The following is a 23,473-nucleotide window of genomic DNA, read 5'->3' on the forward strand; positions in this document are numbered from 1 at the left end:
CGCCAGCGGCAAGCTGACGGTCACTGACGTCGATACCGGTGAAGCACACTTCGCCGCGGTGGCGCCGGAGAGCCTGGCAGGACAGTACGGCACCTTCACCTTCGACACCAACACCGGGGCCTGGACCTACACGCTCGACAACAGCAAGGTGCAGTTTCTCGCCGCAGGCCAGCATGTGACCGACTCGCTGTCCGTGCAATCGGCCGATCTCACCGCCACCCAGGCAATCACAGTCAACATCACCGGCGCCAACGATGCTGCTGTGAACGCCATGCCCACGGCACAGGTAGTCAACGAAGACGCGCCGCTGGTATTCAGCACCACCAATGGCAACGCCCTCAGCATCTCTGACGTGGACAACGGCAGCCATACCGTGACGCTCAGTGCGACCTCCGGCACGATCAGCCTGAACGGCTTCGCGGGGCTGCAGTTCCTGGCGGGCGACGGCACCTCGGACAGCACCATGACGTTCACGGGCAGTGACGCGGCGATCAATGCCGCGCTGAACGGCTTGCGTTTCGTCGGTGACAAGGACTATGCGGGCGCAGCCACGCTGCAGATGCAGACCAGCGATGGCGCCTCGGTCGATAGCGACTCGGTCGCGATTGCAATCAATCCGGTCAATGACGCACCAGTGGCGGCAGCGGACGTGATCTACGCCTCGAACAATACCAACGGCATCCTGATCCCTGTCAGCGCACTGCTTGGCAATGACGGCGATGTCGATGGCATGGCCTTGTCGGTGATTGCGCTGGGGTCTGCCACGGGCGCGGTCAGCAACCTGGCGTTCGCGCCGGGGACCAATAACAGCTACGTCATGTTCAACACCGACAACGGGGCGTCGGGCAGCTTCAGCTACACCATTTACGATGGTGCGGGCGGCACCAGTACGGCTACCGTCACGGTCAATGTCTCGTCGACCAACGGGTCGGCCGACGTGTCGCTGGCGGGCCTGAACTACCAGGCTTCCTACCTGGATGGCGGCAGCAACTCCGATGCGCTCACGGGCGGCGCCACCGGCGACGTCTTTATTGGCGGCAACGCCGCCGATACGCTCAAGGGCGGCACCGGCGACGACGTGCTGCGCGGTGGCATAGGCGACGACACGCTCGACGGCGGCACCGGCATCGACATGCTGGACTTCTCGGATGCGAGCGGCGCTGTCACCTTTACCCTGACCCAGAGCGGCAGCGGCACCCTCGTCAACCTGACCAGCGTCGGCCTGGACCGGGATACCTACAGCAATATGGAAGGCGTGATCGGTTCGCGCTTCAGTGACACACTGACCGGCAGCTCGTCCGGCGACATCATTCGCGCCGGCGCGGGCAATGACACCATCGACGGCGGTGCAGGCATCGATCTGCTGGATTTCTCCGATGCCACCGGCGCGATCTCGCTCACTCTGACACAGAGCAGCAGTGCCACGGCGCTGAACCTGGTTGCGGTCGGCCTTGGCACCGACAGCTACAAGAACATGGAAGGCGTGATCGGTTCGGCTTTCAACGACAACCTGATTGGCTCGAGTGGCATCGACGTGCTGCGGGGCGGCGCCGGCGATGACAACCTGACTGGTGGCGGCGGCAACGACACCCTGATTGGCGGTGCGGGTGTCGACACCCTCACCGGCGGTGCAGGCAGTGATACGTTCGCCTTTCTCCGGGCCGACTCGGCCTCGGTGGACAAGGTCACCGATTTTGACCGGGCGCCCGTGGCCGCGGGCGGCGATGTGCTGGATTTGTCCGACCTGCTTTCCGGCGTCACCGTCACAGCTGCCAATGCCGGGCAGTTCATTCGCCTGTCGGAAGTCGATGGCAACACCGTCGTCAGCCTGGATCGGGATGGCAGTGGCACGGCGGCTGCATTCCAGGACGTGGCGGTGCTGCAGGGCGTGGTCGGGCTCGATCTCAACACGTTGTTGAGCAACGGCAATATCCACACCGCCTGAGGCGTGCGATCGGTGGCGGATTCAGAGAGGGAAATGCAGGGCAGCAGTAAAGCCGGAATCCGGCGCAGTTGAAAACCATAATAAACGGGTAGCGCACCGCTTCCCGTCTCACGCAGGCGCCGGCCAGCGTGATACGCGGCAGCGGGTGCGCCCGAGTGGGGGAAGCATGACAACGACATGGTGCCGGCTGGCACATGTACTGCTATGGGCCGCCATGGTGGTGCCGCATCACGCGGCAGCCCAGGCGCTGCGCCAGGCAGTCGAGCAAGCCGTGCATACCAATCCCGAAGTGCTGGCGGCGGGCAGCCGCCGGCTGGCCGCGGACGAGGGGCTGACGCAGGCGCGCGCCGGTTACCTGCCGCGGGTCGATGTCAATGCCGCCACCGGTCGCGTACGCCTGGACAGCCACAGCACCCGGCTGATGGGCCTGTCCGACTCTTCCTATGCCAGTCATGCGGCCGGCGTTACGATCTCGCAGATGCTGTTCGACGGCTTCGCCACCAGCAGCGATGTGGAGCGCCAGGGCGCACGGATCGACGGTGCGGCCTACCGGGTCGGCGCGACTGCCGAAGACATCGCGCTGCGCACGGTCGGCGTCTATGTGGAGGTCCTGCGGCGTCAGGAAACGGTGGTCATCGGCCTGGCCAATCTGGAAGCGCACCAGCACATCTATGACCAGATCCGGCTTGGCGCCGACAACGGGGTGCTGCGCCGCGCCGATCTCTATCAGGTCGAAAGCCGCCTGGCGCTGGCCAAGGCCAGCCTGCGGGCGGAGCAGGGCAGCTTGCAGGACGCCATGACAGCCTACTTGCGCGTGGTCGGCGCGCCGCCGGAGGCCTTGTCCAGGCCGGACTCGCTGTCGACGCTGCTGCCTGCCACCGAACGGGAGGCGCAGCAGGTGGCAAACGCCAATCACCCCGCGCTGGGTGCTGGGCAGGCCGATATCGCCGAAGCCCTGGCCGGACGTTCGCTGGCCAAGTCCGCGTTGTGGCCAAGGCTGGATCTCGAGGTCGGCGTGGCGCGCGACCGCGACCGCGTGCTCGGCACCACCGACGAGCGCAGCGTGATGCTGCGCGTGCGCTACAACCTGTTTCGCGGCAACGCCGACAAGGCGCGCATCAACGAGGCCGGCTACCAGGTCCAGGAAGCAGAGCAGAACCTGGACCGGCTGCGCAGGCAGGTGCAGGAGGCCGTATCGCAGGCCTATAACGCCCACCTGACGGCGCAGGACCGGCTGGTGAGCCTCAAGCAATACGTGGAGGCCAGCGACGCCACGCGCGTCAGCTACGGCAAGCAATTCCGGATCGGGCAGCGCAGCCTGCTTGACCTGCTGAATGCCGAGAACGAGTACTTCAGCGCCCGCACGGCCTATGTGACCGGCCAGTACAACGAACTGGCCAGCCAGTACCGCATCCTTGCCGGCATGGGCTTGCTATTGGCGACCCTGCAGGTGCCGCCGCCTCAGACGGGGATGGTGCAGGTGGGGCAGCGGGCAGCGCCGCCGGTGGGACAGAGGTAGGGGGGGACGGTACCGGGCAATCCGGCAGCCATGCTTTAGCCGCCGGCCACCGGAGATCCTGACCCGGCCCGCATCAGCCGGGCACAGCCTCTCCCCGCAATCCCCGCATCCGATACTCTCCCGGCGCCACGCCGGTCCATTTCTTGAAGGCCCGGTGGAACGTGCTCGGCTCGGAGAAGCCAAGCCGCAGCGCCACGTCCTGCAGCGTCATGCCGGGGCGCTCCATCATGCCGATGGCCACGTCGCGGCGCAGGCTGTCCTTGATGCTCTGGTAGCCGCTGCCCTCGTCGCGCAGGCGGCGGCGCAGCGTCTGGGGCGTGAGCCGCAGCACCTGCGCCATCTGTTCCAGCGACGGCAGTTCGTCATCCAGGTGGGAACGCAAGTGCTGCCGGATACGCTCGGCCAGGCAGCTGTTGTCGCGGTAGCGGATCAGCAGGTTGCGCGGCGTCTCGCGCAGGAACGCGCGCAGGCTGGCGGCGTCCTGCATCACCGGCAGGCGCAGGCTGGCGGCATCGAAATGCAACACGGAGACAGGCTGCCCGTAATGTACCGCGGTCTTGAAGACGCGCTCGGTCTCTGGGCCGCCCTGCGACGGCGCGGCGCTCAGGTCGACCCGCGCCAGCGGGATATGGCTGGCGACCAGCCAGCTGAGCAGTGCGTAGGCATGGAACACGAAAGTCGATTCGGCAAAGCTGCGGCAGGCCGAGGCCGGCGCGCGCGGATGCAGCACCACTGAGGCGGTCTTGCCGTCGGCGCTGACATGCAGGCGTGGCGCGAAGGCGTCGATATGCAGCCGGTACAGGCGCAGCCCGGCGCGGATGGCGTCTTCCAGCGTGGCGCAATGGATCAGATTGCGGCACGCCTGCGCAAACACGCCCGGGGTCACGGGCCGGTCCAGCAGCCCCCACAGTTCATCGCGCATGACGCGGCGTAGCGTGCGGATCAGCGCCGCGTACTGGCCCTGGGTGACGCGCGCATTGGGCGAGGCCAGCAGCGCCGGTGAAATTCCGGCCCGGCGTAGCAGCGCGGCAATGTCGTGGCCCAGCCGGCGCGGGCCCAGCAGAATGTGATCCACATGCTGGATCGCAATGGTGTGGCGCGCCGAGGCCTGTGGCGCGGCCTGCGCCGGGGTCGCCGGGGCCTCGGCACAGCCTGGGACATGGCCGTGCCCGAGCGCCGGCGGCAGTGCGCTGCCGGCGAGGTGCAGCTTGCCTGGCACGGGCGGGCGCAGCGATGACAGGACAGCGGTATGCATGGGTCTCCTCATCACGGTGACGCGTCGGCGCCGGCACCGCGGAACGGCTGGTTCCGCGGGCGTTCCCGGACGTTTCGCCACATCGTCTCGCCACCTTAGCAAGCCGCGACCGCGCCGCACAATCGGGATTTGCCAAAGGCTGCCTTCCATCTGAGCGATTCGGCCAATCATTTTGGCCTGTCTGGTCATTGTCCACGCACCGCAGCATCGCGCACTCTGCGGCTGATACCGATACAAGGCCGGCGCACCGGCCCGGACGGGACCAGAAACGGGGCAAAGACCCGTTCCCGCCTCAGAAAAAGACAATGGAGACAACACATGCAGGCAGATCGTCGTAGTGCGTTGTGGCGCTTTGGCGCCGGGTTGCTGGCCGTGGCCGGGGTGCTCGGTGCAGCTGCCGCCTTCGCCCAGGGGCAATTCCCATCGAAGACGGTCCGGCTCGTCGTGCCATACCCGGCCGGCGGCGCCACCGACGTGCTGGCGCGTGCCATTGCCGACGGGCTTGGCAAGGCCTGGTCGCGCCCGGTGGTGGTAGAGAACCGCCCCGGCGCGAGCAGCATGATCGGGTCCGAGGCCGTGGCCCGCGCCGAGCCTGACGGCCATACCGCATTGCTGACGATCACCACCCTCGTGCAGGCACCCAGCCTGTATGCGAAGCCGCCGGTGGACCCGGTCAAGGACTTTGCCGCGGTGTCGGAGCTGGGCACCACCAACCTGGTCTTTGCCGTGCACAACTCGGTGCCGGTCACCAGCCTGAAGGAATTCATCGAGCTGGTCCGCGCCAAGCCCAGGCAGTTCTCCTACGGCTCCTACGGCACCGGCTCAAGCGGCCACCTGTACGGCGAGATCTTCAAGGAGTCCGCCAAGCTGGACATGGTCCATGTGTCATACAAGGGTGAGGCGCCGGAGCTGAACGACCTGCTGGGCGGCCAGGTGCCCGCCGCCATCATCTCGGTGATGGGCGCCAAGCCGCACAACGCCTCGGGCCGCCTGCGCGCGCTGGCCGTGACCGGCGGCGGCCGCTCGCCGCAGTTGCCGGATGTGCCGACCTTTCGCGAAGCGGGCGTTGCCGGCATGGACGGGTTGGGATGGTTCGGCCTGTTCCTGCCTGCCGCCACGCCCCGGGCCATCGTCGACAAGTACTCGGCCGACGTCAATCGCGTCCTGACCCAGCCGGACATTCGCAAGCGCATGAACGACATGGGCATCGTCCTGACCGGCAGCACGCCGGATGCGTTCGCGCAGACCGTCCAGGCTGACTACGCACGCTGGGGCAAGGTCATCCGCACCAACAACATCCGCCTGGACTGAGTTCTTCCCGACTGACCCGTATCGATTGCTGCAAATGAAGCCTGCTACAAGTACCAATCAGCCGTTCCGTTCCCCCGCCTGGCCGCCCGGCCTGCCGGCCGCGCTGCATACGCCGCGCACCAGCCTGTTCTACAACGTCGAGGCGGCGGCGCACCGCTATCCGGACAAGACCGCGATCCAGTATTTCGGCACCGCGATCTCCTACGCCCAGCTGCAGGACGAGATCGAGCGGATGGCGGGCTACCTGCAGCAGGCCTGCGGCATCCAGCCGGGCGACCGGGTGCTGCTGTTCAGCCAGAACTGCCCGCAGTTCATCATTGCCTACTACGCGATCCTGCGCGCCGAAGGCGTGGTGGTCCCGGCCAACCCGATGTGGCTGGAGGTCGAACTTGCCCATGTGGTGCAGGACAGCGGCGCGGTGGCGGCCTTTGCCGGCAGCGAGCTGTACCAGCGCGTGGCGCCGCTGCACGGCCCGGCGCTGCGCCATGTGATCCTGCACGACTATGCCGGCATGCTGCGCGACGACGGCGGCCTGGCGGTGCCGGCCTGGCTGCGCGAACCGCTGCCCGCGCCGCAGGCTGCGCCGTCCGGCGCGATGCCGGTGGCCTGGGACGCGGCCAGCGCCGCCGGGCACCGGCCGCTGCCGCACCAGGCCGGCTACGACACGCTGTGCATGCTGGCCTATACCTCCGGCACCACCGGACATCCCAAGGGCTGCATGCATAGCCACGGCACGCTGATGACCGCGGCGGCCGGATCGGTGATCTGGCGCGGCGCCACACCCGAATCCGTGGTGCTGGCCGTGGCCCCGATGTTCCACCTGCTGGGCATGCAGAACTGCATGAACTCGCCGCTCTACCTGGGCGCCACCGTGGTGCTGATGCCGCGCTGGGACCGCGCGCTGGCCGCGGACCTGATCGAGCGCTACCGCGTCTCGGTCTGGGGCGCGCCGCCGGCGATGATGGTGGACTTCTTCTCCCAGCCGGGCATCGATGCGCGTGACCTGTCGAGCCTGGCCTACGTGGGCGGCGGCGGCGCGGCCATGCCCGAAGCGGTGGCCAATATGCTGCAGGAGCGTTTCGGCCTGCCCTACGTCGAGGCCTACGGCATGACCGAGACCGCGGCCTTCATCCTGTCCAACCCGCGCAACCAGCCCAAGCGCGAATGCCTGGGCATCGCCACCTTCGGCGTGGACGCGCGCGTGGTCGATCCCGAGACGCTGCAGGAACTGCCCCACGGCGAGACCGGCGAGATCGTGGTCCACGGCGGCCAGGTGATGCAGGGCTACTGGCACAACCCGGAAGCCAACGCGGCCACCTTCATCGAGATCGGCGGCAAGCGCTTCCTGCGCACCGGCGACCTCGGTTTCATGGATGAGGAAGGCTACTTCTTCATGCGCGACCGCCTCAAGCGCATGATCAACGCGTCCGGCTACAAGGTCTGGCCGGCGGAAGTGGAGAACCTGCTGTACGGGCACCCGGCCATCCACGAAGCCTGCGTGATCGCCGCCCGCGACCAGCGCCGCGGCGAGACCGTCAAGGCCGTCGTGGCGCTGCGCCCGGAAGCGCGCGGCACGGCCGAAGCCGACCCCGAACGCATCATGGCCTGGTGCCGCGAGCATATGGCCGCGTACAAGGTGCCGCGCATCGTCGACGTGGTCGATGCGCTGCCCAAGTCGGCCACCGGCAAGATCCTGTGGCGCGCCTTGCAGGAGCGCGAGATGCAGGCGGACAACCCGAGCGCGTGACGCCAGCGGCGAATTCAGCAAAGAGAGAGACAGCATGCAGCAAAGCAGACGCAACTGGCTGGCACAGGCCGGCACCCTGGCCGGCGCGGCCATCCTCGGCGGCGCGGGCAGCGCCTTCGCGCAGCAGCCGTATCCCGGCAAGCCGATCCGCATGATCGTGCCGTACCCCGCCGGCGGCGGCACCGACACCGTGGGCCGCCTGATCGGCCAGCGCCTGGCCGAAAGCCTGGGCCAGCCGGTGGTGGTGGAAAACAAGCCCGGCGCCAGCGGCATGCTGGGCAACGACACCGTCGCCAAGGCGCCGGCGGATGGCTATACCATCCTGCTGGCGATCACCGCGCTGATCCAGTCGCCGGCCCTGTACAAGCGCACGCCGTACGACGTGGCCAGGGACTTCACGCCGGTCTCGCTGATCGCCAAGTCGTCCGATCTGTTCGTGGTGCCCAACCGCGTGCCGGCCAGCAATATGCGCGAGTTCCTGGCGCTGGCCAAGGCCGGCAAGCTCAGCTATGGGTCCTACGGCAACGGCACCTCGTCGCACCTGCACGGCGAGTTGCTCAAGCAGCAGGCAGGCATCGACCTCGTGCACATCCCTTACAAGGGCGCGGCGCCGCTGATGAGCGACCTGCTCGGCGGCCAGGTGGACAGCGCCTTTGTCGATGTGACCTCGGCCAACCCGTACCTGGGCAGCAACAAGTTCAAGATCCTCGGCATCACCGGCACCCAGCGCTACAAGGCGCTGCCCAATGTGGCGACCTTCACTGAACTGGGCCTGCCGGGGTTCGAGCCCAACGGCTGGTACGGGCTGTTCCTGCCGGCCAATGCGCCCAAGGATGTGACGGCGAAGCTGGCGGCCGAGGCCGCGCGCATCGTGCGCCTGCCCGAAGTGACGCAGAAGCTGGCCGGCATGGGCCTGCAGCCGGTCGGGTCCACGCCGCAGGAACTGGCAGCCGTGGTCACCGGCGACACCCCCAAGTGGGCCAGGATCGTGCGAGACGCCAATATCCAGCTCGACTGAAACCCGCCCCCCTGGAGCCCACCGATGGAAACCATCCGCTTTGCCGTCGAGGACGGCGTCGCGACGCTGACGCTGGACTCGCCGGCACGCAAGAACGCGCTGTCCTTGCCGATGCGCGACGAGATCGGCGAAGTGATTCGCCGGGTACGCGCCGACGACAGCGTGCGCGCGCTGATCCTGACCGCGGCCGGCACCGATTTCTCGTCGGGCGGCGACATCAGCTCGATGCAGGTCGAGATCAACGCCGAGCAGGGCCGCAAGCGCCTGCACAAGGTGCACGGCTGGCTGGAAGACCTGATCCAGCTCGACGTGCCGGTCATCGCCGCGGTGGACGGCGCGGCCTATGGCGCGGGCTTCAGCCTGGCGCTGACGGCCGACATCATCCTGGCCACGCCGCGCGCGCGCTTCGGGCTGCCATTCCTGCGCATGGGGCTGATCCCCGACTGTGGCGTGCTCTACACGCTGCCGCGGATGATCGGCCTGCAGCGGGCCAAGGCGCTGATGTTCTCGATGCGCGAGCTGAACGCCCAGGCCGCGCAAGACCTTGGCATCGTCATGGAAATCGTGCCGGCGGACAGCCTGCAGGAACGCGCGCGGGCGCTGGCGCAGGCCTTCACCGAGGCCTCGCCGGTGGCGGTGGGCCTGACCAAGCAGGCACTGAACGCCTCGCTGAATCAGGACCTGCACACCATGCTGGCGATGGAGGCGGACGGGCAGGGCATTGCCTTCTCGACCGCCTATCGCCGCGAGGCTGCCGACCGCTTCATGGCCAAGCAGCCGCTGCGCTACCGCTGGCCGGACTGAGCGGCGGCGCCGGTCATGCTGCCCCGCAGCATCCGGCTGCCGTCGTTTACTTTACTTATATAGGCGGGCGCCAGCCGGACGGCGTCGCGCGCCTGTTTTTCCTCTCGTTTACCCTGATATCCGCACACCATATGGGATCCCACGACCAGCACACGGCGCCCGCCGTACGCCAGACCCCCTGGATGACCGAAGACCTGGGGATGTTCCAGGAAACCGTGCGCCGCTTCATCGAGCGCGAACTGGCGCCCAACGAGGCCCGCTGGGCCGACCAGGGCTATATCGACCGCGAGGTCTGGCGCCGCGCCGGCCAGATCGGGCTGCTGTGCGCCAGCATCCCCGAGGAATACGGCGGCGGTGGCGGCACCTTTGCCCACGAGGCCGTCATCACCCAGGAAATGTCGCGCGCCGTCTGCACCAGCCTTGGCAATAATGTGCACAGCGGCATCGTGGCACATTACCTGCTCAACTACGGCACGGAAGCGCAGAAGAAGAAATGGCTGCCGCAAATGGCCAGCGGCGAAATGGTGGCGGCCATTGCCATGTCGGAACCTGGCGCCGGTTCTGACCTCAAAGCGATACGCACCCGCGCGGTGCGCGAACAGACCGAAAACGGGGACTGCTATCGCATAAACGGTGCAAAGACCTTTATCACAAACGGGTATCACGCCGACCTGGTCTGCGTGGTGGCCAAGACCGATCCGGAAGCCGGTTCGCGCGGCGTGTCGCTGGTCATGGTCGAGACGCGCGACCTGCCGGGCTTCCGTCGTGGGCGCATTCTCGAGAAGATCGGGCAGAAAGGGCAGGACACCGCCGAGCTCTTCTTCGACGACGTGCTGGTGCCGTGCGCCAACCTGCTGGGCACGCAGGAAGGGCAGGGTTTCTACCAGCTTATGCAGCAACTGCCGCAAGAGCGCATGATCATTGCGCTCGGTGCCGTGGCGACCATGCAGCGCGCCATCGAGCTGACCACCGAATACGTGCGCCAGCGCAAGGTGTTCGGCCAGCCGCTGGCCGATCTGCAGAACACACGCTTCAAGCTGGCGGAGTGCAAGACGGTCGCCACCATTGCCGCGACCTTTGTCGACGATTGCATGCTGCGCCTGATGGACGGCAAGCTCGACGCTGCCACGGCCGCCATGGCCAAGTGGTGGTGCACGCAGCAGAACTGCCAGGTCATCGACGAGTGCCTGCAGTTGCACGGCGGCTACGGCTACATGCTTGAATACCCGATCGCGCGTATGTATGCGAACGCACGCGTGAGCAAGATCTTCGGCGGCTCCAACGAGATCATGAAGGAGCTGGTCGCGCGCACGCTTTGATGCGTCCGCTATCAGCAATGTCCGCGTGCTAGTGCGTGCAAACGCGTAAGAAAATGCGGAAAAACGAAAGCCGGCACCAGTGCCGGCCTTCGTGCGTATGGTTACAAAACCGGATGTGCACGGATGGCGGGAAAGGTGTAAGGTGTTTCACAAGCATGGTCAATGGCCCGTCGCGTGCGGGGGCAAGGCCCGAGCGGAAATCCAGCCAAAAGCTGAAGCGAAACATGCAGCAAATGCAGCAACGAAACAGCCGTTGCATCGATGCAAGATTCGTCAACTCGGACTCCACCATCGCCGTTATTTGACTATGATGAAGTAAAGACTTCGCAACATGACAGGTCGCCAGGCCGGGGTGGTGTGCCGCGAACGTTGCGCGAAGCCTTAGGGGTAGCACGCCTCGGACGTGAACTCTGACGGGAGTGAGGTATGGACATTTTTGGCCATTACGCTACGCGCTTCGAAGCTCGCAAGGAAGAGGAATACAGCATCCAGGAGTACCTGGAGATCTGCAAGAAGGATCCGACTGCCTACGCGACTGCTGCTGAGCGCATGCTTGCCGCCATCGGCCAGCCTGAGTTGGTGGATACCCACCACGACCCCAGGCTGTCCCGCCTGTTCTTCAACAAGGTCATCCGCATCTATCCGGCCTTCCGCGACTTCTACGGCATGGAGGACACGATCGAACAGATCGTCTCGTTCTTCAAGCACGCGGCGCAGGGCCTGGAAGAGCGCAAGCAGATCCTCTACCTGCTCGGGCCCCCGGGCGGTGGCAAGTCCTCGCTCGCTGAAAAGCTCAAGGCGCTGATGGAGGAGATCCCCATCTACGCGCTCAAGGGTTCGCCGATCCATGAATCGCCGCTGGGGCTGTTCGCGCCAGAGGAAGACGGCAAGATCCTGGAAGAGGACTACGGCATTCCGCTCCGGTATCTGAACACTATTGCCTCGCCCTGGGCGGTCAAGCGCCTGCACGAGTTCAACGGCGATATCACCAGGTTCCGGGTGGTCAAGCTGCGCCCTTCGGTGCTGTCGCAGATTGCGATCTCGAAGACCGAGCCTGGCGACGAAAACAACCAGGATATTTCCTCGCTGGTCGGCAAGGTCGACATCCGCAAGCTGGAAGATTTTCCGCAGGACGATCCGGACGCCTACTCGTATTCCGGCGGGCTCTGCCTGGCCAACCGCGGCCTGCTTGAGTTCGTTGAAATGTTCAAGGCGCCGATCAAGGTCCTGCACCCGCTGCTGACGGCAACGCAGGAAGGCAACTACAAGGGCACCGAGGGCTTCGGCGCGATCCCGTTCGATGGCATCGTCCTGGCGCACTCGAACGAGGCGGAGTGGACGACCTTCAAGGCGGACAAGAACAACGAGGCTTTCCTGGACCGGATCTATATCGTCAAGGTGCCGTACGTGCTGCGAGTGTCCGACGAGGTGAAGATCTACGACAAGCTGCTGCGCAGCAGTTCGCTGTCGGCCGCGCCGTGCGCGCCCAACACGCTGAAGATGATGGCGCAGTTCGCGGTGCTCACCCGCATCAAGGAGCCCGAGAACTCCAATGTCTTCTCTAAGATGCGCGTCTATGACGGCGAGAGCCTGAAGGACGTGGATCCGAAAGCGAAGTCGTACCAGGAGTACCGCGACTACGCCGGCATCGACGAAGGCATGAACGGGCTGTCGACGCGCTTTGCGTTCAAGGTCCTGTCCAAGGTCTTCAACTTCGACAACACCGAAGTGGCGGCCAACCCGGTGCACCTGCTGTATGTGCTCGAACAGCAGATCGAGCGCGAGCAGTTCCCGCCGGAGCAGGAATCCAAGCTGCTGTCTTACATCAAGGAGTACCTGACCACGCCGTTCGTGGAGTTCATCGGCAAGGAGATCCAGACTGCCTATCTGGAGTCGTATTCGGAGTATGGGCAGAACATCTTCGACCGCTATGTGGTGTTCGCCGACCTGTGGATCCAGGACCAGGAGTACCGTGATCCCAACACCGGCGAGATCCTCGACCGCAACGCGCTGAACGACGAGCTTGAGAAGGTGGAGAAGCCCGCGGGTATCTCGAACCCGAAGGACTTCCGCAACGAGATCGTCAACTTCGTGCTGCGGGCACGGGCCAACAACAGTGGCAAGAATCCGGTCTGGACCAGCTATGAAAAGCTGCGGATGGTGATCGAGAAGCGCATGTTCTCCACTACGGAGGACCTGCTGCCGGTGATCTCGTTCAACGCCAAGTCTTCGCGCGAAGACCAGGACAAGCACGAGAACTTCGTCAACCGCATGGTCGAGAAGGGGTACACGCCCAAGCAAGTGAGACTTCTGGTGGAGTGGTATCTGCGCGTAAGAAAGTCATCGTAACGGCGCCGCGGAACAGGTCTCTCAACGAGGGCAACTTATGGCTACGGTCATCGATCGGCGCGAGAACGGCGGCAACAAGAGTGCCGTCAACCAGCAACGTTTCATCAAGCGCTACCGCGAGCAGATACGGCAGGCGGTGGCAAAGGCGGTGTCCGGCCGGAAGATCATGGACATCGAGCAGAGCGGCCAGGTGTCCATTCCGGTCAAGGACATCTCCGAACCGATCTTCCACCACGGCCCGGGCGGGCGGCGCGAGTGGATTCACCCTGGCAACAAGAAGTTCGTCAAGGGTGATTCCTTCGACCGCCAGCAGCAGGGCGGTGGCGGGACCGGTTCGCGGGCCAGCGACAGCGGCGAAGGCGAAGACGATTTCGTCTTCACGCTGTCGCGCGAGGATTTCCTGAACTTCTTCTTCGAGGACATGGCGCTGCCGGACCTGGCCAAGCGCCACCTCGCCAAGATCGCCGAGGTGCGCAAGGTGCGCGCCGGCTTTTCCATCGACGGCACGCCTGCCAACCTGTCGGTCCTGCGCACCATGCGCAGTTCGCTGGGGCGGCGCATCGCCTTGTCCAGCCCTTACCAGAAGCGCCTGCGCGAATTGGAGCTGGAATACAGCGAGGCGCTGGAAAAGGACGGCCCCTATGCCGAAGGCACGCTCGAGGTGATGGAGAAGATGCGGCACCTGCGTGCCTGCATCGACCGCGTGCCCTTTATCGAGAAGCTCGACCTGCGCTACAACAACCGCGTGCTGAAGAAGCGCCCGCAGGCCCAGGCGGTGATGTTCTGCCTGATGGACGTGTCCGGCTCGATGGACGAGAGCCGCAAGGACCTGGCCAAGCGCTTCTTCATGCTGCTGTACCTGTTCCTGAAGCGCAACTACGAGCGCATCGACGTCGTGTTCATTCGCCATCACACGGTGGCGAAGGAAGTCGATGAGGAAGACTTCTTCCACTCGCGCGAGTCCGGTGGTACCGTGGTGTCCAGTGCGCTGAAGCTGATGGTGGAAGTGATCCACGACCGCTATCCGCCAAGCCAGTGGAACATCTACTGCGCGCAGGCGTCAGACGGGGATAACTGGGCTGGTGATTCCGAGTTGTGCGGACGCCTGCTGCGCGACTCGATCCTGCCACTGGTGCAGTACTATGCATATGTTGAAGTCGCATCGGAAGAGCCGCAGAACCTCTGGGAAGAGTATCTGACGGTCAAGGGACAGTTCGACCACTTTGCGATGCAGCGCATCATCGGCGCGGACGAGATCTACCCGGTGCTGCACGACCTGTTCCAGAAGCGCGCAGCATAGGGTGGCGCCGGTCCTGGCCTTCCTTGCGGCGGGCCACAGTGAAGGCAAATGGCGAGGCAACGCGGACCACGCGGCGCGGCGATGCCGTGCGCGCGGGAGGGGTCTGGCGCCTTGCCCGGGCAACAAGGGGCGAAGATGGCTTATCTCTCCACGGGTTCGGAATGGACCTTCGAGCTGATCAAACGGTATGACCGCGAGATCGCCCGCATCGCCGGCGAATTCGGGCTGGATACCTATCCCAACCAGATTGAGATCATCACCGCCGAGCAGATGCTCGACGCCTACGCGTCGGCAGGGCTGCCGGTCGGCTACAGCCACTGGTCCTACGGCAAGCACTTCCTGGCGTCCGAGCGCAGCTACCAGCGCGGCCACATGGGGCTGGCCTACGAGATCGTCATCAACTCCAATCCCTGCATCGCCTACCTGATGGAGGAGAACACCATGCCGATGCAGGCGCTGACGATCGCGCACGCCTGCTACGGCCACAACGCCTTCTTCAAGGGCAACTACCTGTTCCGCACCTGGACCAACGCGGACGCCATCGTGGACTACCTGCTGTTTGCCAAGAACTACGTGGCCGAGTGCGAGCAGCGTTACGGCGAACGCGAGGTGGAACTGCTGCTGGACTCTTGCCACGCCTTGCAGAACTACGGCGTGGACCGCTACAAGCGCCCCAAGAAGCTGTCCATCACCGAAGAGAAGGCGCGCCAGGCCGATCGCGAGAACTACCTGCAGATGCAGGTCAACGACCTGTGGCGCACCCTGCCCAAGAGCCGGCCGCATGCGCTGGCGTCGGACGACGACGCGTCCGAGGGGGAAATCATCTTCCCGCCGGAGCCGCAGGAGAACTTGCTGTACTTCATCGAGAAGAACGCGCCCAAGCTGGCATCGTGGCAGCGCGAGATCGTGCGCATCGTGCGCAAGATCGCGCAGTACTTCTATCCGCAGCGCCAGACCAAGGTCATGAACGAAGGCTGGGCCACGTTCTGGCACTACACCATCATCAACCAGCTGTACGAGGAAAAGCTGGTCAACGATGCGTTCATGATGGAGCTGCTGCAGGCGCATACCAACGTGATTTACCAGCCGCCGTACAACAGCCCCTACTACAGCGGCATGAACCCCTACACGGTTGGTTTCCTGATGTTCCAGGACCTGCGCCGCATGTGCGAAAACCCGACCGAAGAAGACTACCGCTGGGCTCCGGAATTCGCCGGCAGCGACTGGCGCAAGACGCTGGACTTTGCCATGCGCAACTTCAAGGACGAGAGCTTCCTGCTGCAGTTCCTGTCGCCGCGCGTGATCCGCGAGCTGAAGCTGTTCTCGGTGCTGGACGATGACCGCGAAGGCAAGCTGCGCGTCACCGCGATCCACAACGATGAAGGCTACCGCGCGATCCGCCAGCTGATGGCGGCGCAATATGACCTCTCCAGCATGGAGCCCAATATCCAGGTCACCAATGTCGACGTCGGCGGCGACCGCTCGCTGACGCTGCGGCACCTGCAGAACGACCGCCGGCCGCTGGCGCACAACTTCGACGAAGTGATCCGGCACGTGACCCGGCTGTGGGGCTTCACCGTTCGGCTCGAGGTGGCCTACGAGGACGGCCGCACCGAGCTGAAGTACGAGTGCAAGCCGGAACGGCGCCACCGCCGCCCACACGGCGGCGGCCTCAGCCTGGCCGCCTGATCCCGCAATTGCCGGGGTTAAGCCCCGCCGCTCAGGCGGCGGGCGCGGGCTCGCACCATTCGCGCACCAGCTCCACCGCGTTGCGGCCGGCGCTGGCGCACACCGCCTCGCCCAGCACCCGGCTCCACCAGCGCTCCGACCCGTCCGCCATGCGCCACGCATGCAGCCGGCGCGTATAGAGCTGCAGGTCGTATTCCTCCGTGATCCCGATGGCGCCGTGCACGGCGTGGGCGATGGCGGCCACCGGCGTGACCGCGTCGCTGGCGCGCAGCTTGCCGATGGCCGCGCGCAGCCGGTCGGGCGTGCCGGTGCCGCTGTCGCAGGCAAGCTGCGCCGCCACGCGTGCCGCGGCAACGTGCTCGGCCATCTCGCTGACCTGGTGCTGGATCGCCTGGAACTTGCCGATGGCGCGCCCGAACTGCTGGCGGTCGTTGGCGTACTGCAGCGTGAGGTCGAGCACGTGCGACAGCGCGCCGGCCAGTTGCGCCGTGTGCAGGCAGGCGCCCAGCGTGCGCAGGGTGCCGGCGGGCAGTGCAAAGTCCGCTGGCGCCGAGGCGTCAGGGCGCGGCACGCGCAGCGTCAGGTCGTGATGGGCGCCGGTCGCTTCGGCGCGGGCGTCGGCCGCCGCCAGCAGCAGGCAACGTTCGCCATCCTGCAGCAGGAACCACTGCGCATGGCGGGCGTCGGCCACCAGCGCAGCGCCGGCGCCGTCTTCAAAGCCGGCGAGTGCGACCGGGCCGGCGGGCAGGGCGATGCCATGCGCCTGCAGCAGCGCGCGCGCAAAGATGGTCTGCGCCAGCGGCAGCGGCAAGGCGTGGCGGCCGGTGACAAAGAGCACCGGCGCCAGCTCGCGCAGCGGCAGCGCGGCGCCGCCGGCGGATTCGGGCAGCAGGCAATCGGCAAAGCCGCTTTCCAGCAGCGCTTGCCACAGCGGCTGCGGGTCGGCCTGCTGTTCCAGCGCGCGCACGGTGGCGGGCGGGCAGCAGTCGCGCAGCAGCGCGTCGAGGGCGTCGGAGTAGTCGTTATGCATGGGTATCTCGTTCAGGATGGCGGTCGACGGAGGCGGATTCAGCGCAGGCCGAGTCCGCGCGCGATCATGCCGCGCAGGATTTCGCGGGTGCCGCCGCGCAACGAGTACGACGGCGCGATCTGCGTGACATAGGCCAGGGTGCGGTACAGCGCCCCATCGGCCGCCAGCGCGGGTTCATCGCCGAGCGCGGCTTCCACCAGTGCCGGAATCGACTGCTCGAAGGTTGTGCCCAGGTCCTTCACCAGCGCGGCCTCCACCACCGGGCTTTCACCGGCGGCGAGCCGCGACGTGACGGCCAGCGACATGGCGCGCAGCACCGCCAGGTGGCCGGCGAGCCGGCCCGCGGTCACCGTGTCGCGCCGTGCCGGCGGCAGCCGGCGCATGGCGTCGAGCCAGGTGTCGAGCAGCACCACGCTGGAATAGAGGCGCTCGGGGCCGCTGCGCTCGAACGCCAGCTCCGCGTTGACCTGCTCCCAGCCGCTGCCTTCCTGGCCGACCAGCGTGTCCGGGGCCAGCGCCACGTCGTCGAAGGTGACTTCGGAGAAGTGCGCATCGCCCGCCAGGTCGTGGATCGGCCGCACCGTGACGCCCGGTGCGTGCAGGTCGACGATGAACTGCGACAGCCCGGTCTGCCGGTCCTGCGGCGTGCCCGAGGTGCGCACCAGCGCGATCATGAGGTGGCAGCGGTCGGCATTGGTCGTCCAGATCTTGCGGCCGTTCAGGCGCCAGCTGCCGTCCGCCTGGCGCACCGCGCGCGTGGCCACGCTGGCCAAGTCCGAGCCGGAGTTGGGCTCGCTCATGCCAATGCAGAAGAAGGCCTCGCCGCGGCTGATCGCCGGCAGGTAGCGCGCCTTCTGCGCGTCGTTGCCGTAGCGCAGGATCAGCGGGCCGCTCTGGCGGTCGGCGATCCAGTGCGCCGACACCGGCGCGCCGCAGGCCAGCAGTTCTTCCACCAGCACGAAACGCGAAAACGGGTCCAGGCCCGCGCCGCCGAACTGCGCCGGCAGCGTGATGCCGACCCAGCCGCGCGCGGCCAGTGCCCGGCTGAAGGCGGCATCGAACCCCATCCACGAGCGCGCGCGCGTTTCCGGCGGCAGCGCGGGCAGGTGTGCATCGAGAAAGGCCCGCACCTTGCCGCGGAACGCCACGGCGTGCGGCGGCAGGGAGGTCAGGCTGAAGGTGGAAAGCAATGCGGTCACGGTGAAATCCTGTGTCTGGTATTGGCTGGTGGCAGTGGTCTCAGTCCAGCGTCGCGCCTGAATCCTTCACGACCTTCTGCCAGCGCGTCATTTCCGCGCTGAGGTAGGCGGCGTAGGCCTCCGGGGTCGACCCGCGCGGCTCCGCACCCTGCGCGGCCAGGCTTGCGCGCGTCTCGGGGTGGGCCAGCGCCTTGGTGGCGGCGGCATTGAGCTTGCGCACGATCTCGGCCGGTGTCCTGGCCGGCACCATCATGCCCTGCCAGGCGCCGACCTCGAAGCCCGGCTGCACGGTTTCGGCAAGGGTCGGCACGTCCGGCAACTGGGCGCTGCGCGTGGTGCTGGTGACTGCCAGCGCGCGCATGCGCTTGTCGCGGATGAAGGGCAGCGATGAATTGATGGTGTCGGCCATGAACTGCACCTGTCCGCTGGCCAGGTCGGTCAGCGCCGGTGCGCTGCCCTTGTAGGGCGCGTGCACCGCCGACAGACCGTTGGCCTGCAGGAACATGAAGGCCGCCAGGTGCGTCACGTTGCCGTTGCCGGCCGAGCCATAGGTGAGCTTGTCGGGGTTGGCCTTCAGGTACTGGATGAACTCTTTCACGTTCTGTACCGGCAGCTGCGCGTTGACCTCCAGCACCAGCGGCACCATCGCCGTCAGCGCCACCGGCGCGAAATCGCGTTTCACGTCGTAGCTGAGCTTGTGGTAGAGCGCCGGGCTCAGCGCGATCGACGAGGTGTTGTACAGCACCGTATAGCCGTCGGGCGGCGCCTTGGCGACAATCTCCGCGCCGATATTGCCGTTGGCGCCGGGCCGGTTGTCGACCAGCACCTGCTGGCCGAGCGCCTCGCTCATGCGCCGTGCGATCACGCGCGACACCAGGTCGGTCGGGCCGCCCGGCGGGAACGGCACCACCATGCGGATCGGGTGCGACGGATAGGCGGCATCGGCGGCCGCCGCCGGCTGCGCCAGCACCGCCGGCAATACGATGGCTGCCGCGGCAGCCAGTGTCGTGATGAAAGTCTTTGCCTTCATGTGCTTGTCTCCTCCGTCCATGCAGCCACGCGGCGGGTGCCGCCGTGGGTTCAGCGTCCCGCCAGCAACCGGCGCGCGGTGTAGGTCATGACCTGCTCACCGCGCTGGTTGAATACCTCGATGCGCGAATCCACCACGGCGCGTCCGCTGCGCGAGGTCGGGCGGATGCCGGTCACGGTCACGGTGGCGTGGATGGTGTCGCCCACCATCACGGGCGCGTGGATCTGTTGTGTCAGTTCCAGCATGGCCAGCCCGGTGCCCTGGATCATGGTCTGCAGGATAAAGCCCTCGATAAGCGTGTAGGTCAGCGCCGCCGGTACCGGCCGGCCCTGGATGGCGCCACCGTCATAGCCGGCTTCGATGAAGATGGCCTCGACCATGCCGGTGACGGAGATGAAATTGACCAGGTCGGTCTCGGTCACGGTGCGGGCGAAGGTGCGGAAGGCCTGGCCTTCCTGCAGGTCTTGCCAGTAGAAGCCCTGGCCGAGGCGGGGCAGTTCTGCATGCGTCATGGTGTCTCCTTGGCGGGTGCGCAGCGTGCGGCACCGCTTTGTTGCAATTGCGCGATCGCTTCTGCGGATAGTCCCGCCTGCGCCAGCACGCTCCCGGTGTGCTCGCCCAGCCGCGGCGGGATGCCCAGCGGCGCGCGCTGGCTGTCGAAGCGCACCGGCGCGCCGGGAAAACGCAACGTGCCCATGGCCGGGTCTTCGACGGTTTCGAAGAAGCCGGTGGCGACCAGGTGCGGATCGGCCGGCAGATCGTCGAGTTCATTAATGCGCGCCACCGGGATCTGCAGGCGTTCGCACAGCTCCACCCAGTGCGCAGTGGTCTGTCCCAGCACGATTTCGCCGGTGAGCTCGTACAGCGTCTCGATATGCCGCGTGCGTGCCGCGATATCGGCAAAGCGCGCATCGGCGGCCAGCCCGGGGCGATCGGCGGCGTGAAAGAAGTCGCGCCAATGCACATCGGTGTACGGCATCATGCAGACATAGCCGTCGGCGCTGCGGTACGGGCGGCGCAGCGGCGCCAGCACGCGGGGGTAGCCGCTGGGGCCGCGCGGCGGCTCGAAATGGCGGCCGTAGAAGTGCTCGACCAGGTTGAAGGCGACCATGGATTCGAACATCGGCACCTCGACCAGCGTGCCGTGGCCGGTGCTGCCGTCGGCATTGCGCCTGGCGCGCCCGGCCAGCGCCGCGCAGACCGACAGCGCTGCCACCAGCCCGCTGGTCTTGTCCGCGGCGATGGTGGGGAAGTAGCGGCTGTCGCCGGTTTGCGCCGCCATCAGCGCGGCATTGCCGGACAGGCCCTGGATGATGTCGTCGTACGCTGGCCGGCCGCCATAGGGGCCATCCTCGGCAAAGCCGAGCAGGCTGACAAAGACCAGCTCCGGGTGGCGCGCCCGCACGTCGTCAGGCGCCAGCCCCAGCGCGGCCAGCTTCTGCGGGCGCATGCTGTGCATCAGCACGTCGGCGCCGGCCAGCACGCGGTCCAGAGCGGCCTGCGCAGCCGGCTGCTTCAGGTCCAGGACCACGCTGCGCTTGCTGCGGTTCACGCCCAGGAAAATGGCCGCCATGCCGGGCTCGGCGGCGGGGCCGGTGCGGCGCGTGGAATCGCCCTCGGGCGGCTCGACCTTGATCACCTCTGCGCCAAGGTCGGCCAGCCACTGGCTGGCATACGGCCCCATCACCACCGTGGACAGGTCGACCACGCGGATGCCTGCAAGCGGCAGCATGTTGTCTCCGATCTTGTTGACTGTGGGGCACAGGGTAGATCAGCAGGCGAGGCCTGGTCTAATATTAGTTTTTTAGAAATCGATATTCAGAGGATATTAACGAGCCATGGACTTCCGCCAGCTGCAGCAGTTTGTCGCCCTGGCTGAGACGGGCAACTTCCACCGCGCCGCCGAACGCCTGCACATGGCGCAGCCGCCGCTTTCCATTTCCATCCGCAAGCTCGAGGACCAGCTTGGGACGGCGCTGTTCGTGCGCACTTCGCGCGGGGTGCGGCTGACACAGGCGGGCGAGGCCGCGCTGCACGATGCGCGCCGTGCGCTGTTTCATGCACAACAGGCACGTGCCGCGGCAATCGCTGCAGGGCAGGGCGAGCGCGGCGCGCTGCGCATCGGCTTTATCGGGTCGGCGACGTATGCGCTGCTGCCCAAGCTGATCCCGGCGTTCCGCGCGGCGCATCCCGGCATCGAGCTGATCCTGCATGAATCCACCACCGCCGCGATTCTGGACCGCCTGGAAAAGCACCAGATCGACGCCGGCCTGGTGCGCTTCCCGATCCTGAACACCGGCAACTATTCGCTGACGCCGCTGGAAAACGACGTCTTTGTCGCGGCGGTGCCGGCTGACAGCCCGCTGGCAAGCGCAGACGCCATCCCGCTGCGCGCGCTCGCGGACGAGCCTTTCATCATGTATCCGGCGATGCAGGTGCCCAATCTGCACGCGGTGGCCATGCTGCTGTGCCAGCAGGCGGGCTTTGTGCCGCGCGTCACGCAGGAGGCGGTGCAGGTGCAGACCCAGGTCAGCCTGGTCGAGAGTGGGCTTGGCGTGGCCCTGGTGCCGAGCGTGGCGGCACGCTACGCCAACCGGCGCGTGCGCTTCCTGCCATTGTCCAGCCCGCGTCCGGCCGGGCGCATCGGCATTGCGCTGGCGGCGCGGCCCGACGACGGCGACCGCCAGGTGCAGCGCTTCCTGGCGGCGGCGCAGGCGGCGGTGAACTGATGGGAAGGCGGGTGGTGCAGCGTCTCAGGCGGCGCGCGTGCGCGGCGTGCGCGGCCGCGCGGGCGGGGTCACGCCGGCGCGCTCCAGGTTCACGCCCGGCAGCAGGTGCAGCAGCCGCACCAATTCCGACTGGCGATGCGTGCCGGTCTTGCGCAGCGTGTCGCGGATATGCACGCGCACGGTGTGGGGCGAGAGAAATTCGCGCTCGGCAATTTCGTTGAGGGTTTCGCCGGCAGCCAGGCGGATCGCGATAATGCTTTCCTTGCGCGACAGCCCGAACAGCGAGGTCAGCACGCCGGCATCCAGCACCGAGCGCGATTCCGAGTTGCCGAACAGCATCATCGCGGCCGGCAATTGCCACGGGCCTTCCACCGGCTGGCGCGACACCAGCGGCGTGACGATGATCGGCACCGGCTGTCCGCCCGAGGTGATGTGCATCCACGAGCCGGAGGCCGCCTCAGTGCCGCGGGCACGCATGGCACCGTCGAGCAGCTTGCGCAGCACCGCCTGCAGCGTGTCGCTGTGGGCGCGCAGCACGCCGCCCTGCAGCGACAGGTGGCCGTCGGCCTGCACCAGCGCCTCGGCCCAGCTGTTGGCGTAGCGCACGCGCAGGTCCGCCTGCAGCACCATCACGCCGAAATCCAACGTATCCAGCCCGGCCAGGCCCAGACTGGCCAGCCCGCTCAGCTCGAAGTTGCGCTGCTGCATCCGTGCCGCGCGCACCCAGTGCGGCATCACGTGGGCCAGGCGCCGCTCGCGCTGGCCTGTGCTGATGCTGCCCGCGCTGGTGCCGCTCATCAGCACGCAAACCTCGGCGTTCTCAATCAGGCGGATGCCTTGTTCCAGTCCGCTGCAGGCCAGCGCAGCCGTGGCTGCGTCCGCCATGCCGCCATCGTACGACGCCGCCAGCGCGGACGTGCCGTCGCAGGCCAGCGCGGGGGCGTCATTGGGGGGGCAGCAAGCGCCCGGATGGGGCAGGTCGAGCGGACCGGGCAGCCAGTCGGGCATGCTGACGCCGCTGGTGAAGCAGCCGTGCGGGGTCACGCCAAGGCGGGCATGGCCGGCAAGCTTGTCCCAGATCAGGTAACGCGGGCTGCCTGTGCAGGTGTAACGGGAAAAGAGGTCGAGGGCGGCGGGCATGACGGCAACGTCCAGCGCGGACTCGTAGATTGAGTCGACCAGACGATGGAAGTCCTCGTCCGTAGTCGGGTGTTCGCCCATGTTCAGAT

General features: G+C 66.7%; 18 protein-coding genes. 11 read left to right on the forward strand and 7 right to left on the reverse strand.

Annotated features, from left to right (window positions below):
* Window positions 1–1,945 (forward strand): VCBS domain-containing protein (locus AC3WL8_RS30755; protein WP_492379549.1); only part of this gene is annotated, 1,945 nt, incomplete at its 5' end.
* Window positions 1,946–2,111: 166 nt separating this feature from the next.
* Window positions 2,112–3,464 carry a TolC family outer membrane protein gene (locus tag AC3WL8_RS30760; protein WP_153955474.1) on the forward strand — a complete coding sequence of 451 codons (1,353 nt, stop codon included), beginning with the start codon at window positions 2,112–2,114 and terminating at the stop codon, window positions 3,462–3,464.
* A gap of 73 nt (window positions 3,465–3,537) precedes the next feature.
* Here the strand turns inward: AC3WL8_RS30760 and AC3WL8_RS30765 are convergent, their stop codons facing one another.
* The gene (locus tag AC3WL8_RS30765; protein ID WP_492379550.1) at window positions 3,538–4,719 is read right to left on the reverse strand and encodes an AraC family transcriptional regulator; all 1,182 of its coding nucleotides are present in this window, start codon (window positions 4,717–4,719) and stop codon (window positions 3,538–3,540) included.
* A 318-nt stretch (window positions 4,720–5,037) separates the two neighbouring features.
* Here AC3WL8_RS30765 and AC3WL8_RS30770 point away from each other — a divergent pair, with 318 nt between their 5' ends.
* The 8 genes from AC3WL8_RS30770 to AC3WL8_RS30805 all read left to right on the forward strand — a co-directional run bounded on the left by AC3WL8_RS30770 (window position 5,038) and on the right by AC3WL8_RS30805 (window position 16,256).
* A complete protein-coding gene (locus AC3WL8_RS30770) occupies window positions 5,038–6,030 on the forward strand; it encodes a tripartite tricarboxylate transporter substrate binding protein (RefSeq protein ID WP_492379551.1) in 993 nt (330 codons plus the stop codon).
* Between the two features lie 34 nt (window positions 6,031–6,064).
* Complete coding sequence (locus tag AC3WL8_RS30775; RefSeq protein ID WP_153955475.1) at window positions 6,065–7,777, forward strand: long-chain fatty acid--CoA ligase; 1,713 nt, start codon at window positions 6,065–6,067, stop codon at window positions 7,775–7,777.
* Between the two features lie 34 nt (window positions 7,778–7,811).
* Window positions 7,812–8,795, forward strand: coding sequence for a Bug family tripartite tricarboxylate transporter substrate binding protein (locus AC3WL8_RS30780; protein WP_153955476.1), 984 nt, complete (start codon window positions 7,812–7,814; stop codon window positions 8,793–8,795).
* A gap of 24 nt (window positions 8,796–8,819) precedes the next feature.
* Window positions 8,820–9,599: an enoyl-CoA hydratase/isomerase family protein gene (locus tag AC3WL8_RS30785; protein WP_013952340.1), complete on the forward strand. Its 780-nt coding sequence runs from the start codon at window positions 8,820–8,822 to the stop codon at window positions 9,597–9,599.
* A gap of 131 nt (window positions 9,600–9,730) precedes the next feature.
* Window positions 9,731–10,918: an acyl-CoA dehydrogenase family protein gene (locus AC3WL8_RS30790; RefSeq protein ID WP_041228807.1), complete on the forward strand. Its 1,188-nt coding sequence runs from the start codon at window positions 9,731–9,733 to the stop codon at window positions 10,916–10,918.
* Between the two features lie 426 nt (window positions 10,919–11,344).
* Window positions 11,345–13,267 carry a PrkA family serine protein kinase gene (locus tag AC3WL8_RS30795; RefSeq protein WP_013952342.1) on the forward strand — a complete coding sequence of 641 codons (1,923 nt, stop codon included), beginning with the start codon at window positions 11,345–11,347 and terminating at the stop codon, window positions 13,265–13,267.
* Between the two features lie 37 nt (window positions 13,268–13,304).
* Window positions 13,305–14,567 (forward strand): YeaH/YhbH family protein, encoded by a 1,263-nt coding sequence (locus tag AC3WL8_RS30800; RefSeq protein WP_013952343.1) that lies wholly within the window; start codon window positions 13,305–13,307, stop codon window positions 14,565–14,567.
* A 135-nt stretch (window positions 14,568–14,702) separates the two neighbouring features.
* Window positions 14,703–16,256: a SpoVR family protein gene (locus tag AC3WL8_RS30805; protein WP_013952344.1), complete on the forward strand. Its 1,554-nt coding sequence runs from the start codon at window positions 14,703–14,705 to the stop codon at window positions 16,254–16,256.
* A gap of 31 nt (window positions 16,257–16,287) precedes the next feature.
* Here AC3WL8_RS30805 and AC3WL8_RS30810 read toward each other — a convergent pair whose 3' ends face one another.
* Genes AC3WL8_RS30810 through AC3WL8_RS30830 form a run of 5 tightly spaced genes read right to left on the reverse strand, consistent with a single transcriptional unit; the run spans window position 16,288 to window position 21,247 of the window.
* Window positions 16,288–17,286, reverse strand: coding sequence for an acyl-CoA dehydrogenase family protein (locus tag AC3WL8_RS30810; RefSeq protein WP_211979714.1), 999 nt, complete (start codon window positions 17,284–17,286; stop codon window positions 16,288–16,290).
* 38 nt (window positions 17,287–17,324) lie between these two features.
* Complete coding sequence (locus AC3WL8_RS30815; RefSeq protein ID WP_013952346.1) at window positions 17,325–18,485, reverse strand: acyl-CoA dehydrogenase family protein; 1,161 nt, start codon at window positions 18,483–18,485, stop codon at window positions 17,325–17,327.
* Window positions 18,486–18,525: 40 nt separating this feature from the next.
* Entirely contained in the window at window positions 18,526–19,515 is a 990-nt protein-coding gene (locus AC3WL8_RS30820; RefSeq protein WP_153955478.1) for a tripartite tricarboxylate transporter substrate binding protein, read from the reverse strand.
* Between the two features lie 50 nt (window positions 19,516–19,565).
* Window positions 19,566–20,027: a MaoC family dehydratase gene (locus AC3WL8_RS30825; RefSeq protein ID WP_013952348.1), complete on the reverse strand. Its 462-nt coding sequence runs from the start codon at window positions 20,025–20,027 to the stop codon at window positions 19,566–19,568.
* A complete protein-coding gene (locus AC3WL8_RS30830) occupies window positions 20,024–21,247 on the reverse strand; it encodes a CaiB/BaiF CoA transferase family protein (protein ID WP_013952349.1) in 1,224 nt (407 codons plus the stop codon). The genes AC3WL8_RS30825 and AC3WL8_RS30830 overlap by 4 nt, the downstream gene beginning before the upstream one ends.
* Before the next feature lie 106 nt (window positions 21,248–21,353).
* Between AC3WL8_RS30830 and AC3WL8_RS30835 the strand changes: the two genes are divergently transcribed.
* Entirely contained in the window at window positions 21,354–22,244 is an 891-nt protein-coding gene (locus tag AC3WL8_RS30835; RefSeq protein WP_153955479.1) for a LysR family transcriptional regulator, read from the forward strand.
* Between the two features lie 24 nt (window positions 22,245–22,268).
* On the opposite strand, the gene AC3WL8_RS30840 is transcribed toward AC3WL8_RS30835, so the two are convergent.
* Complete coding sequence (locus tag AC3WL8_RS30840) at window positions 22,269–23,465, reverse strand: helix-turn-helix transcriptional regulator (protein WP_153955480.1); 1,197 nt, start codon at window positions 23,463–23,465, stop codon at window positions 22,269–22,271.
* Window positions 23,466–23,473: the final 8 nt, after the last annotated feature.

Source organism: Cupriavidus sp. FW305-F7, assembly GCF_058782875.1.